The 14,080-nt window shown below is 62.2% G+C and carries 18 protein-coding genes; 8 read left to right on the top strand and 10 right to left on the bottom strand.

What is annotated here, in order from left to right; genetic code table 11:
- Positions 1–97: 97 nt before the first annotated feature.
- From ACOKS3_RS12175 to ACOKS3_RS12185, 3 genes are read right to left on the bottom strand one after another with little or no spacing between them, the layout of a single operon-like run.
- The gene (locus ACOKS3_RS12175) at positions 98–895 is read right to left on the bottom strand and encodes a helix-turn-helix domain-containing protein (RefSeq protein WP_103446952.1); all 798 of its coding nucleotides are present in this window, start codon (positions 893–895) and stop codon (positions 98–100) included.
- Between the two features lie 2 nt (positions 896–897).
- On the bottom strand, positions 898–1,146 hold the full coding sequence (locus ACOKS3_RS12180) for a hypothetical protein (protein WP_103446953.1): 249 nt from the start codon (positions 1,144–1,146) through the stop codon (positions 898–900).
- Positions 1,146–1,346 (bottom strand): hypothetical protein, encoded by a 201-nt coding sequence (locus tag ACOKS3_RS12185; RefSeq protein ID WP_422763083.1) that lies wholly within the window; start codon positions 1,344–1,346, stop codon positions 1,146–1,148. The genes ACOKS3_RS12180 and ACOKS3_RS12185 overlap by 1 nt, the downstream gene beginning before the upstream one ends.
- A gap of 200 nt (positions 1,347–1,546) precedes the next feature.
- Between ACOKS3_RS12185 and ACOKS3_RS12190 the strand changes: the two genes are divergently transcribed.
- Positions 1,547–2,473 carry a universal stress protein gene (locus ACOKS3_RS12190; RefSeq protein ID WP_422763084.1) on the top strand — a complete coding sequence of 309 codons (927 nt, stop codon included), beginning with the start codon at positions 1,547–1,549 and terminating at the stop codon, positions 2,471–2,473.
- 28 nt (positions 2,474–2,501) lie between these two features.
- Here the strand turns inward: ACOKS3_RS12190 and ACOKS3_RS12195 are convergent, their stop codons facing one another.
- A complete protein-coding gene (locus ACOKS3_RS12195; protein ID WP_103446955.1) occupies positions 2,502–3,050 on the bottom strand; it encodes a GNAT family N-acetyltransferase in 549 nt (182 codons plus the stop codon).
- A gap of 186 nt (positions 3,051–3,236) precedes the next feature.
- Between ACOKS3_RS12195 and ACOKS3_RS12200 the strand changes: the two genes are divergently transcribed.
- The 3 genes from ACOKS3_RS12200 to ACOKS3_RS12210 are packed head-to-tail and all read left to right on the top strand — an operon-like array spanning position 3,237 to position 6,165.
- Positions 3,237–4,151, top strand: coding sequence for a universal stress protein (locus ACOKS3_RS12200; protein ID WP_422763085.1), 915 nt, complete (start codon positions 3,237–3,239; stop codon positions 4,149–4,151).
- A gap of 2 nt (positions 4,152–4,153) precedes the next feature.
- Positions 4,154–5,521 carry an MBL fold metallo-hydrolase RNA specificity domain-containing protein gene (locus ACOKS3_RS12205; protein ID WP_103446957.1) on the top strand — a complete coding sequence of 456 codons (1,368 nt, stop codon included), beginning with the start codon at positions 4,154–4,156 and terminating at the stop codon, positions 5,519–5,521.
- Between the two features lie 56 nt (positions 5,522–5,577).
- Positions 5,578–6,165, top strand: a complete 588-nt coding sequence (locus ACOKS3_RS12210) for a hypothetical protein (RefSeq protein ID WP_422763211.1) — start codon at positions 5,578–5,580, stop codon at positions 6,163–6,165.
- A 77-nt stretch (positions 6,166–6,242) separates the two neighbouring features.
- On the opposite strand, the gene ACOKS3_RS12215 is transcribed toward ACOKS3_RS12210, so the two are convergent.
- Positions 6,243–6,812 (bottom strand): GNAT family N-acetyltransferase, encoded by a 570-nt coding sequence (locus ACOKS3_RS12215; RefSeq protein WP_103446959.1) that lies wholly within the window; start codon positions 6,810–6,812, stop codon positions 6,243–6,245.
- Positions 6,813–6,992: 180 nt separating this feature from the next.
- On the opposite strand from ACOKS3_RS12215, the gene fnrB reads away from it, so the two are divergent.
- Positions 6,993–7,724, top strand: a complete 732-nt coding sequence (gene fnrB / locus ACOKS3_RS12220; protein ID WP_103446960.1) for a Crp/Fnr family transcriptional regulator FnrB — start codon at positions 6,993–6,995, stop codon at positions 7,722–7,724.
- On the opposite strand, the gene ACOKS3_RS12225 is transcribed toward fnrB, so the two are convergent.
- The 4 genes from ACOKS3_RS12225 to ACOKS3_RS12240 all read right to left on the bottom strand — a co-directional run bounded on the left by ACOKS3_RS12225 (position 7,693) and on the right by ACOKS3_RS12240 (position 11,542).
- Positions 7,693–8,424 (bottom strand): hypothetical protein, encoded by a 732-nt coding sequence (locus ACOKS3_RS12225; protein ID WP_103446961.1) that lies wholly within the window; start codon positions 8,422–8,424, stop codon positions 7,693–7,695. The genes fnrB and ACOKS3_RS12225 overlap by 32 nt on opposite strands.
- Positions 8,425–8,463: 39 nt before the next feature.
- Positions 8,464–8,589, bottom strand: coding sequence for a hypothetical protein (locus tag ACOKS3_RS12230; protein ID WP_258035851.1), 126 nt, complete (start codon positions 8,587–8,589; stop codon positions 8,464–8,466).
- A gap of 83 nt (positions 8,590–8,672) precedes the next feature.
- Entirely contained in the window at positions 8,673–10,514 is a 1,842-nt protein-coding gene (ftsH, locus tag ACOKS3_RS12235; RefSeq protein WP_103446962.1) for an ATP-dependent zinc metalloprotease FtsH, read from the bottom strand.
- Positions 10,515–10,645: 131 nt separating this feature from the next.
- Positions 10,646–11,542 (bottom strand): universal stress protein, encoded by an 897-nt coding sequence (locus ACOKS3_RS12240; protein ID WP_422763086.1) that lies wholly within the window; start codon positions 11,540–11,542, stop codon positions 10,646–10,648.
- Between the two features lie 162 nt (positions 11,543–11,704).
- On the opposite strand from ACOKS3_RS12240, the gene ACOKS3_RS12245 reads away from it, so the two are divergent.
- From ACOKS3_RS12245 to ACOKS3_RS12255, 3 genes are all read left to right on the top strand, one after another.
- Complete coding sequence (locus ACOKS3_RS12245; protein ID WP_422763087.1) at positions 11,705–12,583, top strand: universal stress protein; 879 nt, start codon at positions 11,705–11,707, stop codon at positions 12,581–12,583.
- A gap of 93 nt (positions 12,584–12,676) precedes the next feature.
- A complete protein-coding gene (locus ACOKS3_RS12250; RefSeq protein ID WP_103446965.1) occupies positions 12,677–13,114 on the top strand; it encodes a YeeE/YedE family protein in 438 nt (145 codons plus the stop codon).
- 1 nt (position 13,115) lies between these two features.
- The gene (locus ACOKS3_RS12255; RefSeq protein ID WP_103446966.1) at positions 13,116–13,544 is read left to right on the top strand and encodes a DUF6691 family protein; all 429 of its coding nucleotides are present in this window, start codon (positions 13,116–13,118) and stop codon (positions 13,542–13,544) included.
- A 103-nt stretch (positions 13,545–13,647) separates the two neighbouring features.
- Here the strand turns inward: ACOKS3_RS12255 and ACOKS3_RS12260 are convergent, their stop codons facing one another.
- Entirely contained in the window at positions 13,648–13,902 is a 255-nt protein-coding gene (locus tag ACOKS3_RS12260) for a hypothetical protein (protein ID WP_146048972.1), read from the bottom strand.
- Between the last annotated feature and the right edge of the window lie 178 nt (positions 13,903–14,080).

The raw sequence follows: 14,080 nt of genomic DNA on the forward strand, positions 1-14,080 counted from the left end.
GGCCTGGGCTGGCTGTTTGGCCTTATACCGTGACGCGGGCTTGGCATTTTCATGTCATCGATCGCAGCCACATCGCCCCGAGAATAGTGAGGTAGCCTCAGGGGGCCTTGTGTTCACTTTCACCGCCGCCCTGTTCGAGCGCCTTCAATGCAGGCATGTCGAGAATTTCCACCAGTCTGCCATGCAGGTTGAGGATACCCAGTGCGCGCAGGCGGGCGACGGATCGGCACACGGTTTCCAGGCGCAACCCCAGGTACGAGGCCATGTCTTCGCGTGACATGCGCAACAGGAAGCCATGAGCAGAGTAGCCGCGACTGACGAAGCGCCTGGATAGCCCCACCAGAAAACTGGCCAGACGCTGTTCGGCGGTCAGGTTGCACAGCATCAGCACGCGTTCATGTTCACGTACGATCTCGCGGCTCATCATGCGGTTCAGGCTTTGTTGCAAGATGGGAAAGTCGCGCGCCAGGGCTTGCAGGCGGCGATACGGTACGGGGCAGACTTCGCTGTCTTCCAAGGCTATGGCGTCGCAGACATGGTGTTCGGTGGCTATGGCATCGAGGCCTAGCACATCGCCCGGCATCCAGAAATTGATCACCACGCCTTGCCCCTCGGCGGTGTTCAGGTTGGTCTTGAAACTGCCACAACGCACGGCATAGAGGGTGGTCAGTGGATCGTTGGCATTGAACAGTGCGGTGCCCTTGCGAATGCGCATACGTGGGCCTATCAACGCGCCCAGGCAGCTTTCATCGTGGACGGGCAGGCCGGTGGGCAGGCACAAGCCATTGACACGGCAGTGACTGCAGAGGGTTGCCAGCGGTTTGAGGTGCACAAGTTTTGCCGTACGCGACAAGTCAGGCTGGTCGAGCAGCGTGACCTTCAATTGGCCGGACATCTTCAGGCCTCCTTCACGCATCGGCGATCGGTTTGGGCCGGTAAGACGGCGATGGCATTGCGCGCGTCGGCGACGCCAGTTCGGGGCGACCAGTCAGCCAGCATGTCAAGCGAGTGGGGCGCGTTCAGGCGGGTTGTGAGCCGCTCGGCAAACTGCTCGGCTTCGGCAGCTGTATTGAAACTCACCCGCCAGTCATCCATGCGGACCCACCAGCGATCCTGCTCGCTATTTTTCTCAATGAAGACGTTCATCAGAGCCTCCACAGCATGTAAGAGCGAGCATTGCACGATGAAGGCGTCCCTGCCGTCAGCGGGGTGATGCTCAGGGCGTGATCGCCACTTTCATCACACCATCGCGTTGGTGGGTGAACAACTGGGGTGGTAATGCGGACCAACGCATCCAGCACGATACGATTCTTGTCGACGAATACCGCTGCTTTCATGAGCGCCATGGCACGCCTCCAGAGCACGTAATTGTTGTTGATATGGGCTTAGGGTGCGCTGGCAAAGTCTGCAGGCATTGATCGGCATCAAGTTCCTGCGCCATCGACGATGCCGTTTGTCGGCAGTGACCTGCAGTTGATAAACATCAAATTCGCAAGACATGGGTGGCAGAAGCTATGGCAACGTATCGCTATTGCAGAGGTGTGCCATGGAAACTGTGCAAAGACTGCTGATGATCGCATCCCCCCTGATGCGTCGAACCCCGGTCTATGACCGTGCCGCGGCGCTGGCCAAGGCCAAGGGAATGGCGCTGCACATCGTGGCTTTCGACTATCTGGAAGGGCTTGCCACGGCGGGCCTGGTGAATGATCAGGCGCTGTCGGTCATGCGCGAGGGTTATGTGCAGCAACACCGTGAATGGCTGGAAAGCCAGGCGCTGCCGATGCGGCGCAATGGCGTCACGGTCACTACCGAAGTGGTGTGGGTGCAGCAGCCCTTGAATGAGATCCTGGTGCACCTGCGCGAGCAGCCGTTCGCCATGCTGATCAAGGAATTCGAGCATGAACCTTGGTGGATGCGAGCCATGTTTACTTCGCTCGATATCCAGCTGCTGCGCGAAACGCGAATCCCCTTGCACCTGGTGCACAAGGCCAGCCATGCGTTGCCACGTCGAATCCTTGCGGCCGTGGACCTGTCCCGGCCTGAAGATCAATTTGAAGGTTTCAACGACCGGATCATCAGCGAAGCGCTGAAACTGGCATTGCAATGCAATGCCCAGATCGAATTGTTATATGCCTATGATCTGGGTTCCATGTACCTGGACGCGGGCGGTAGCCGGGAACATTCGTTCCTGTTCGATTCGAACCTCGCCCAGACCCTGCACGAAGCCCAGAGCGACGCCTTCCAGCTGCTTGCCGAGCGAAACGGGATAGCCGTGGAGCACCGTCACATGCGTATAGGCGATCCGGCCAAGGTTCTGGCAGTGTTCATGGATAACAATGACATCGATGTGCTGGTCATGGGCAGTTATCACCACCACGACATCGGCTGGTTCATCGGCAGCACGGCGGAGCGGGTATTGCATCGTTTGTCCAACAGCGTGCTGGTGATTGCTCCGGAGCACTCCCAGGGCTAGGCACAAGGCCCGCAAGGGTCTTGTCCTTTCAAGGCAGCAGGTCAAGTTCGTGCAGGATCTCGCTGACGTCCCCGCCCAGGTAGCGTGCGGTAAAGCCCAGTGCCTTGGTCAGCCGGTGCATGGCGTAGTTGTTCGCCAAGTCCCGGGAGACCATGCACTGGTAGCCATTGCGTCGTGCTGCCACGATCAGGTGCTGCAGCAGGCGCCTGCCCAGGCCTTTGCGCTGCCAGTCCTCGCTCACCGCCACCGCACATTCGCAGCTCAGGCTGCCCGCTATGCTGGCATAGCGGCTGACACCGACCTGTTGCAGCTTGCCGTCCACATGGGCCAGCGCGACATAGGCCATGCGCTGGTGCTGATCGACCGGCATCCACTGCGGGTCGAGGCTGGGCATTGCGCCGCTGAGCCCGGCGATGAAGCGAAAGCGCCTGGTCTCGTAGGCGATCGTGCTCAAAAAGCGCTTGTCCCGTTCGTGGTCTTCCTCGCGCAGCGGGCGGATCAGCACGGCTGAACCGTCGTCTAGCGTTTCGACCCAGTGCTCACAAGCTTGCGCCTGTTCAATTTGCTGCCCGTTCATGGTGCCTCCCGGTGACCTGACCTGTACCTGGTGCAGCCGTTGTAACGCGGCCAACCCGTTCAGTTCTGACAATGGTCAAGTTCAGGGCGGATGGCCGTTTTTTCTGATCTGCATCAAGCGCCATTTAAGCGGTGCGCGGAATATCGCCTGCATCACACCCCAGTAGCGCAAGCCCGGAGGTTCATCATGGGTCAATACCGACAACTGCTGGTGCTGCTCACCGAGATCGATGCGCATTCAGCGGCGCTGCGCAGGGCCCTGGCCCTGGGGCATGTCAGCGGCGCCAGCGTGCATTTGCTGGGGCTGTTCGAACCGAGCGACGAGCACCTGTTGCGCGAGGAGCGGCTCAATGAAGCCGACATCAAGCGCCAATACGAACACTATCGGGCAGGGCTGATAGCCTTGATCGAGCGGCATCGCGGCAGTGGCGTCTCGCTGACAGTCGACACCCTGGCTGCAGACGACATCCGCAGCATGGCCATCGACTACATCAGCGAACTGCAGCCCGACATGGTCATCAAGGACAGCGAAACCGCCTCGGCTCTGGCGCGGCTGTTCAGTACGCCGATGGACTGTGCCTTGATGCGGGGGTTCAAGGGCATCACGCAGTTTGTGCCGAGATCCGCCGTCACGCTGCCCAGGCGCGTCCTGGTGGCCGTGGATACAGCGTTCAGCGAAACACCCGCTGTGCAGGAGCACTTCAATCGTGGGCTCATCCGCGCCGCCCAGGCACTGGCCCTGCAGTGTGATGCGCCGTTGCACCTGTTGTCGGCTTACAACCTGGCTGGCGTGTTCGCCGCGGACATGAATGTGACCCAGGCCTGGATCGACGAGATGCGCGAAGCGCTTCAGGAGCCATTCGACGCCTTGGCCGACGCCGAGGGCGTCGCGCCCGAGCGTCGGCACTTCATGGAAGGCGGCCCGGTACAGGTGATCCGCGAACAGGTGGCCGCACTGGATATCGATGCGCTGGTGATGGGCGTCGTGCAGCCCAAAGGGCTGGACAAGCTGCTGGGCGATACCACCGAGCGAATTGTCAGCCACCCGCCCTGCAGCGTCCTCGCAGTGCACCCTGACGTGGCCGAAACCTGGGAGCCATAGCCATGCAACTGACCTTTCTTGGCGGTACAGGCACCGTGACCGGCAGTAAATTCCTGTTGACCCGCGACAGCACCCGGGTGCTGGTCGACTGCGGGTTGTTCCAGGGCTTCAAGCAACTGCGCCTGCGCAACTGGGAGCCGCTGCCACCGGCCCTGCGCGCCCTGGATGCAGTGGTGCTGACCCACGCCCATCTCGACCACAGCGGTTATCTGCCGGTGCTGGCGCGGGAGGGGTACAGCGGGCCGATCTACGCCACACCGGCTACCTGTGCCCTGGCAGAGATCTTGCTGTTGGACAGTGCACGTTTGCAGGAGGAACAGGCCGAGCATGCCAACCGCCACGGCTACTCCAAGCACACGCCAGCGCGCCCGCTATATACCGAGCAGGATGCGAAACGGGCCCTGGCACTGTTGCACCCTGTGGAGTTGCATCAGCCGTTGCCGATTGCCGAAGGAATGGAGCTGCTGATGCGTACCGCCGGGCATATTCTGGGCGCGGCAACGGTGCAGATCAGTGCCGAAGGTCAGACCGTGCTGTTCTCGGGTGATCTGGGCCGCCCTCAGGACCCGATCATGCGTGCACCTGAACTGGTCAGGACGGCGGACGTACTGCTGGTCGAGTCGACTTACGGTGATCGCCAGCACCCTGACGAGTCGACCGCCCAGTATTTGGCCAAGGTCATCAATGAAACACTGCTGCGCCATGGCATCACCCTGGTGCCATCGTTCGCCGTCGGCCGCGCCCAGCTGTTGATGTACTACCTGTATACGCTCAAGCGCGACCGGCTGATTCCGGATATCCCGGTCTACCTGAACAGCCCGATGGCCACCGACGCCACCGCACTTTACCAGCAGTTCCGCGGCGAACATCGGCTGTCGGAAGTCGAGTGCGCGGCGATGTGCCAAGGCACGCATATCGTACGAACGGTCGATGAGTCCAGGCATCTGGACCAGCTGCGCGAACCTGCGGTGATCATTGCCGCCAGTGGCATGGCCACGGGTGGCCGGGTGCTGCACCACCTCAAGGCGCTGGCCCCCAACCCACGCAACAGCATCCTGTTTTCCGGCTTTCAGGCCGGCGGCACGCGGGGTGCCGATATCGTCGCCGGTGCCCGCAGCGTGCGCTTGCAGGGTGAAGACGTGCCTATTAGGGCGCAGGTGCACGCCATGGAGAGTCTCTCCGCGCATGCCGACGCCGACGAAATCATGGAGTGGTTGCGTGGGTTTACCCGGCCGCCACGGCAGACCTACGTCATTCATGGCGAGCCGCACGCTGCCGACACCTTGCGACGGCGCATCAGCCTCGAGCTCGGCTGGCAGGTTTGCGTGCCGGACTATCAGGAAACCGTCGCAATCGACCCTGTGCGCTAACCGGGCGCGGGAGGTGAGTCATGAGTACGCAAGCAAGGGCGAAACTGCGAGCCTGGATGCACAGGCCCAAGGGTAGCCTGGGGTTGATCGTGGCCATTGTCGCCTTACTCGTCGCGGCGTCCGTCTATCGCGTCTTGAGCCCGAGCTGGCGCATGCCCATGCGCGATCCGGCAGTGCTCCTGAACCTGCTGGCGTTGAGCGTCGCGCTGGGATGGGCAGTGCAGCGGGGCGTGAAACGCACGGTCGGCAAGGCCATTTTCAATGGCCAGGAGACGGGTTGGCAGGCCAGGCTGGCGTTGCTCCGTTCAATTACCCGCGAATCGAACAGGTTGATGAGCGTGTTGCTGCTCCTGCTCGTGCTCGGTGCTGGTACCGTGTGGCTGGCGGGGCGCTCCGTGGCGCAGATCGTGGAAAATTGCACGGCCAACCTGCAGGTCCAGGTGGGCGTGCCGGAGGATGAGAAGCTCGCTGCGCTGGTCGGCAAACCCGTATGCACCTGCCTGGCACAGACCTTTCTGGAGCGTAATGGGGTGATCCGCCTGGCCCTGTTCGAAACGCCCCTGCAGGAGGTGAGTGGCCTGAAGGCGTTGACCCCCGCTGATGAGCAGCGCTGCCTCGCGCAGTTCGACCTGCTGCCCGAGTAAGAGCGTGCAGTCACACCTTGAAGCCATCACCGGCCCCCATCGAAAGCTGAAATGCGTCAAGGTGCGGCGGCCCAGGGTCAGATCAGTGAGAGCCGGTGGATGACCTGGCTGGGATCATCCGGGTCAATAACGGTGGTGAACCCCGCCGCCTTGGCCAGGTCGCGCATCGCCTGGTTGGCTGCTGCGTCGATCGAATACATCTGCCGCAAGCCCTTGGCCCGGGCATGGTCGATCAGGTGCTTGAGCAGCAGGCGACCCAGGCCATGGTGCTGCCAGCTGTCCATGACGGTAACGGCGCATTCGCACTCGTCCTTGCCGCTACCGCTGGCGTAGCGGGAAATGCCCACTTCCTGCAACTCGCCATCCACGTGGGCGAGGGCGACGTAGGCCGCCTGGCGATCCTGGTCGACTTTCATCAACTGATCGAGCATGGCCTCTCCGGGCTCCCGGAGCTGGCACAGGAAGCGGAAATGCCGCGACTCGGGCGACAGCCGTTCGATGAAGGCTTTTTCGCGTTGTCGGTCTTTGGCTTGCAAGGGCCTGATCAATACGTGAACGCCATTCTCAAGGGCTTCGATCCAGTGTTCACCCGAAGGCTTGGGAAACGAAGGCGTTGTGTGTACTCGGGAAGTCTCGGCGGGTGTCATGGCAATGTCCTCTGTGTCGAATGAACAAGGAAGTCCAGTTTCGGCAACGAGCCCTGCGCTGACTTGACCGTTGTCAATTGCTTCACTCGTGCGTCCTACCCTTGGTCGGTCTTGCGGCCAACTTTTAGTGGAACCGCTAACTTGAGTAGATGCCCGCCTGCAAAAAGCGGAGGCATCGCCATGTCAGGCTCTGCGGATATGGGGGCAAGGCCCCATGTGAAGTGTCTTGCGTGCTCGTTGAGCCGGCTTTGCCTGCCCGCCAGCCTCAGTGCCGACGAAGTGGACAAGCTGGAGCAAATCGTCCGCCGTAACCGCCCGTTGAAAAGGGGTGAGTACCTGTTCAAGGCCAATGAGCCCATGGAGCACGTGTTTGCCCTGCGCTCCGGGGCGATCAAGAATTTTCTGCTCGATGCCGAGGGCAACGAGCGGGTGAGCGGTTTCATCCTGCCGGGGGACATGCTGGGGCTGGACGCTATTGGTGCCAGTCATTACCGAAGCTTTGCGATGGCCCTGGAAGTCTCGCTGGTCTGCTCCATCAGGCTGGACCAGTTGGTGGACCTGTCCGGCCAGATTCCGGGGTTGCGCTATCAGTTGCTGCACATGCTCAGCCTGGGGATCCAGGGCAAGGACGAGCACCTGCGCTGCTGCCACGGGCGTGCCGAGCAGCGGCTGGCGATCTTCCTGTTGGGCATGTCGGCGCGTTACCAGGCGCGAGGGTTGCGGGCAGATGTGTTCAACCTGCCCATGTCCCGTGGTGATATCGCCAACTACCTGGACCTCACGCTGGAAACGGTCAGCCGGCTGTTCAGCCGCTTCGTCCATTCAGGTTTCCTGCAATGCGCCGGGCGTGAGGTCAGGCTCATCGACATGCAAGGCCTAATCAACCTGACCCGCCTGGAGGAGCCCACTTGAGTGCGGCAAGCACCCGGTCATAGCGTTGCACAGGCCAGCTTTCGGAGGGTGCAACCCCGATCGGGCGTGGCACATGATCCGTGCGTATCCAGATACGCTGCGGGGCTACGCCTGCTTGCCAGCACAACCGGGCCACCTGGCGCGCCACCTGTGGCGGTGCGCAACAGTACACCGTGTCCGGGCGGAAAGTTGTCAGCAAGTGCCTGGTTTGCAGCCAGCCGCTGTAGTCACGCGGCAATGGTGGCAGCGCCGACAGCCAGGTTCGACAATCGTCTGGCAGCAGTTCGGCCGCAATGCCGTCATGTGACAGCTTCAACTGTACCCAGGGTAGCCAGCAGCCAATCTCATCCAGCGCGCCCAGCAAGGGCAGCAGGCCATCGGCGCGACTGATGGCCAACAACTTCGCACTTTGCAGCGGAAGTGGCCAGGCACTGCCAAGCGGCCCGGAATAGTCGAACCGGTCCCCTGCGTGGCCCAAGGGCTGTGCATGGTGGGTACTGACAATGAATTGCCCGGCCACGCCAGGCAGGCTCACGTAGCTGCATGGCCAGCACTCGGTACGCTGGCTGAGTACGCAGTACTGGCCAGCCATTGCCTCGCTGCATGGCTGGCCGCAAAGGGCCAGGCGCAGGAATTGCTGGGTGCCCGGGCCCGGTAACGTTTGCAGCAAGCGGACGCTGGCACTGCCATCCCGGTTCATGGCTGCCTCGCAGGGTAACTATGTCTTGCTGATAACAGCCTAGGCCGTGGCCAGTCCGGCATTTTGATCAGGATCAAACCGGCTGGCGAAATGGGCCGCCACGCTGTTGATAAAGGTCAAACGGGGCTGCCCCTCGTCGCCACCCATGTCGGCGACCTGATACATGAATGATCACCACCAGTACCACCACCTGCATGTTGATCAGTGTCACAGAGAGCATGGCGGGTACCCTGGCCAGGATTGACGGTTCACTTCGTGGCATCGAGCAACACATAGGTGGCGGGCTCATTGGCCTGTGGTTGCAACGCCGGGAATTCTTCCGGGGTGATGGTCTCTTTGGCCAGCAACAGACGCGCGCCTGCATCCAGGTCGTTGCGGCGCTGCTCCAGCAAAGCCCCGGCGCGGCCATAGGCCTCTTCGAGCAAGCCACGGACAGCGAGGTCGATCTCGCGCGCGGTTTGCTCGGAGTAGTCCTTGCGCTCCTGGCGCAACACCGAGTCGCCCAGATAACCGGCTTGCTGGTGCTCAAGAACCGCTTGGCCCAGCACCGGGCTCATGCCGAAGCGGGTGACTAGCTGGCGGGCGATGTCGGTGGCGCGCCCGAGGTCGTCGGCGGCACCCGTGGAGACCTGGCCGAACACAAGATGTTCGGCGGCGCGCCCGGCCATTAGCACGACAAGGCGGTCGCGCAGCATCTGCGTGCTGATCAGGTAGCGGTCATCGGTTGGTCGTTGCAGGGTGTAGCCCAATGAGCCCGCGGCGCGGGGAATGATCGACACCTTGTGCACAGGGTCCATTGCCGGCAGGCTGCTGGCGGCCAGGGCATGACCCATTTCGTGGTACGCCACCACCTGGCGCTCGTCGCTGCGCAACACGCTGCCTTTGCGCTCGACACCCGCCACCAGGCGCTCGACCGCAGCGGTGAAATCCTGCAACTCGACCCACTGGCTGGAGCGCCGGGTAGCGACGATGGCCGCCTCGTTGACCAGGTTGGCCAGGTCGGCGCCCGTCAGGCCCGGGGTAATCTCGGCAATCCGCTCGCAGTCCAGGTCGTTCTTGTAAATGATCTTGTGCAGGTGGACTTTCAGGATCGCCAGGCGGCCCTTGCGGTCGGGCCGGTCGATGAGAATCTGCCGGTCGAAGCGCCCGGCACGCAGCAGCGCCGGGTCCAGGACTTCCGGGCGATTGGTCGCTGCCAGCAGCACCACGCCTTCACGCGGGTCGAAGCCGTCGAGTTCGGCCAGCAACTGATTGAGGGTTTGTTCCTTCTCGTCATTGCCGCCAAAGCTGCCGACGCCGCGCATCTTGCCCAGGGCATCCAGTTCGTCGATGAAAATGATGCAAGGCGCGGCCTGGCGTGCCTGGTTGAAGAGGTCACGCACCCGCGCGGCACCCACGCCGACGAACATCTCCACGAACTCCGAGCCGGAGATCGAGAAGAACGGCACCGCCGCTTCCCCGGCGATGGCCTTGGCGACCAGGGTCTTGCCGGTGCCGGGTGGGCCTACCAGCAACGTGCCCTTGGGCACATGGGCGCCAAGGCGCGCATACCACGCCTTGTTTTTCAGGAAGGACACGATCTCGGTCAGCTCGCCCTTGACGTCGTCGATACCGGCCACGTCGGCGAAGGTCACCTGGGTATCATGTTCGACATAGACCCGCGCGTGTGACTTGCCCACCCCCATCAAGCCCCCCAGCCCCTGTTTTTGCCCCAGGCCATGAAACAGGAAGTACCACAGCACCAGCATCATCAACAGCGGCATCAACGCGCCCACCACGGTCGCCACGGTGCTGTCTTCGGCGACGCCAGTGAATGCCACGCTCGAGCGCCCCAGCTGCTCGCTCAGTGCCGGGTCGACGCGCACGGTGGAGAACACCGAATGGCCATCGATCGGTTCCTGCAGCCTGCCGAGGATACGGTCGTGCTCGATATGCAGGTCGCTTACCTTCTGCTGATCGAGCAATTGCAGGAACTGGCTGTAAGGGATGGCTTGCACGGCCGGCTGGTTGAACACGCCAAATTGCACGGCAGCGAGCACCGCCAGGCCGACTGCCAGGAAGTAGAGCCTCCAGGGCTGATCCTTGTTCATGGCCATCTCTCCTGTGCCTTGAGCCTTTGTTTCTACCCTTTTGCCGGCCAGTGCGATTGATAAAGATCAAACCCGGTGAACAGGCCTTTCCGGGCCTTTGCGGCAAGCGGCGGCATGGCACCGGCGGCCAATCAACCGTGGATCGCCAGAATGCTCGAATGCACCTTGTGCAGGGTTTGCTCGGTGGTACTGCCGATGATCTTGGCCAAGCCTTCATGGTAAAGGGTGCCCATGACGACCACATCGAAGCCATGCTGGTTGGCGTATTCGCTGATGGCACTACGGGCAGCCCCGCGTATCAGGTGCAAGTGGTCCGGCTTGATGCCGTAGTGGCCGGCGAACCGGGTCAGGCGCTCCCGCGCTCTACCCGTCAAGTCTTCGATCACTTCGCGTGTCCATGCCACGGGTGCGGCGGCGTAGGCGATGAAGCTGGGGCTGGGTTCATAGGCCTGGAGCACATGCAGTTGTGCCCTGCAGCGCTGCGCCAGCACCTGTGCCGCTTGCAGGATACGGTCGTTGCACTTGTTCACTGCTGCGTCGTGTTCGACCAGGTCCACCGCCGCCAGCACTCGCGCAGGCAGTGCCGAGTCAGCCTGAGCTACCAGGTGCAACGGAATCGGGCAACGGCGCAGCAACTGCCAGTCCAGAGGTGTGAGCAGGGCACGGCTGACGACGGTTTCGTGGCGGATATCCTTAATCAGCATCTCCACACGGTGCAACTGCGCCAGGCGGATCAGGTCCTTGAGTGGATCATCGTCATCCAGCGCTTCGGCATAGGCGGTAATGCCCTGCTCGCCAAGCGCCTTTGCCTGCTCGTTCAGCCATGCCGCGCGGTGCTCGGCGTCTTGCTTGCGGGCACTGCTGCGCAGCACCTGGTCAAGGGTGGTCAGGCGTGACGGTAGTTGGCTCAGCACTACCAGGTGCAAGGTGGCGCCTGTGGCCTTGGCCAGCGCCTGCGCGCGCGCCAGGGCCGGCGAGGGGTGCAGGTCCGGGTGGCAGATCAGTAGCAGTCGCGTGAAAGCGTTCATGATGACCTCCGCAGCGATGGCCGCCGCAATGACGGTACACGGGCTCAGGCGTAGGGTGGCGCGCTAGCGCCTGGGGGCCTTGATTTTTATCAAGAACGAACCGGCAACTGCTTCGATAATGAAAAGCATACGCAAACCAACAGCCGCGCCTGGAGGTGCCCGATGAACCCCTATCGCCGGATTTTGCTGATCATGACCGAGGTCCAGGCCAATGCCGCACTGTCCCGGGCCATGGCCTTGGCTGCGGCGTCTGGTGCTGCCCTGCACGTGCTGGGTATCCATGAACCCGGCGAACTGCGTGTGCGCCACGAGTTGCAGGCCACCCCACTGCCTTCCGTTTCCTTCGTGCACTTCAACACAGAGCTCAAGGCGTTGCTCGACGAGCAGCTGACGAGGGGAGCACGCCCAGGTTTCGAGGCCGTGGAAACCACCGATCCCCGCGACCTGGTGCCGGCCTGCATTGCCCGCTACGCGCCTGACCTGGTGATCAAGGGCTGCTCCGGCTGTTCCCTGATCGATCAGCTGGCCCGGACCTCGCTTGATCAGGTGTTGCTGCATGCGAGCGAGGTGCCGTTGATGTTCGTGCCGGCCGATGCCCCGACCATGCCAGGTAACGTGCTGGTCGCGGTGGATGTCTCCCAACCCTCGCCGCTCAATGACGCGCTGGTCGTGGCCGGTCAGCAACTGGCGAAGCAATGCCAGGCCCAGCTGCAGCTACTTTCGGCTTACGACCTGCCAATCGCCATGCTGGCCAACCCAGACCTCGCCGGCCCTTGGGCGGACGAAGTGCGTGAATCACTGCAGTTGCCGTTCGATGCGTTGGCCGATGCCCATGGCATCGCCCACAGCCATCGGTTTTTCAGCGAAGGTGCGCCGTTGCGCGTCATCAAGTCCCATATCGCTACGTTGGGGGCCGATGTGGTGGTGGTCGGTGCCGTGCAGGCCAGGCGGTGGGCCAAGCTGATCGGCGATACCACCGAGCGGCTTATCAGTCATGCGCCATGCAGCATCCTGACCATCAAGCCCACACCCTACCGCTGAATGCCGGGTTATTTCCTTTGCACGGAAACCGTCACCCAAGCACAGCGTTAAGATGGAAGCGGTTCAATTCTTCGGTTCGAGAGGGGCGCTGAGATGTTTGTAGATATGTTTGCCTTCACGCCGTGGTCGGCATTGGCAGGTGGGGGACTGATCGGCTTGGCCGCTGGGCTGTTCGTGGTGGCGAACGGGCGCATTGCCGGTATCAGCGGTCTGCTCGGCTCGCTGTTGCAGCGCGTGGGAGAAGGGCGAGGCGAAAAACTGTTCTTCTTGCTGGGTATCATCGCCGCACCACTTCTGTGGCGGGTGTTCTCAGCGATGCCCCCGGTGCATTTCAGTACGGCCCCCTGGTTGCTCGTGGTCGCGGGGCTTCTGGTGGGCGTGGGTACCCGCTACGGCAGCGGCTGCACCAGTGGCCATGGGGTGTGCGGCCTGTCTCGCCTATCCCCGCGCTCGGCGGTGGCGACGTTGTGTTTCATGGCGGCCGGCTTTGCCACCGTATTCGTGGTTCGCCATCTTTACTCAGGAGCATGAAATGACCGGGATCAGCGCGTTCATCGCAGGGTTGCTGTTCGGCATGGGTTTGTTGCTGTCCGGTATGGCGAACCCCGCCAAAGTACTTGGGTTTCTTGATCTCGCCGGGCAGTGGGACCCGTCGCTGGCACTGGTCATGGTGGGCGCCATCGGAGCGGCTTTGCTACCCATGGCCTGGGCGCGTCGGCACCCTGTGGCCTTGTTCGGCGGCGCGATGCAGTTGCCGGCCCGGCGTGACATTGATCGCCGGCTGGTCGGTGGCAGCCTGACCTTCGGCATTGGTTGGGGGCTTGCCGGGGTGTGCCCGGGACCGGCCCTGGTGTTGTTGGGCGGCGGTTATTGGCAAGGCTGGTTGTTCGTGGCCGCCATGCTGGCTGGCATGGCACTTTTCAACGGGCTGGAAGTCCTCGGCAAAAGCCGCCAGGTGTAAAGCGCGCCGCGACCAGGCCGAGCCAGTTGAGCGCTTTTTTGAAGTGCCAGGCCGCCCACGGGGCGTTACGCGCGCGCGGGCGGTTTCGGCTGGCGGGGACAGGCTATTGGGCGGGCATGGTGCCCGAGTCGCTGGGCTTGCCTTGAGACGGCGTCATGTGTTTTTTTTCATGAGACGTCGTGGGTTTTTTATGCTTTTCGTGTTCCTTGTAGCTTTCATGGCCGGTGGTTTTGCCTGCTTTCGAGGCGGATGCGGCCGGTGGTGTCGTGGTACCGGTATCGGTGGCGGCCAGCAGGTAACCTGGAGCTACCAGTGACACCGCCAAAGCCATGGCAAACAGTTTTCGTGCGCTTTTCATGGACCGTACCTCGCAGAAAGAATCCAGATGTGGAAGAGCCGCTCCTTGCCATTAGCTGCCGGGTTTTCCGAGGCAGTGGTTCCATACAGGCACATTGAGCGTTGCGCGGACCCTGCGTTTGATTTTGATCAAATCACCGCATTAATTCGACAGCATCTTCAGGTGAACTGGCGCTTTT

The sequence above is a fragment of the Pseudomonas sp. HS6-2 genome, from assembly GCF_049325675.2.
GTDB classification, from domain to species: Bacteria; Pseudomonadota; Gammaproteobacteria; order Pseudomonadales; family Pseudomonadaceae; genus Aquipseudomonas; species Aquipseudomonas putida_N.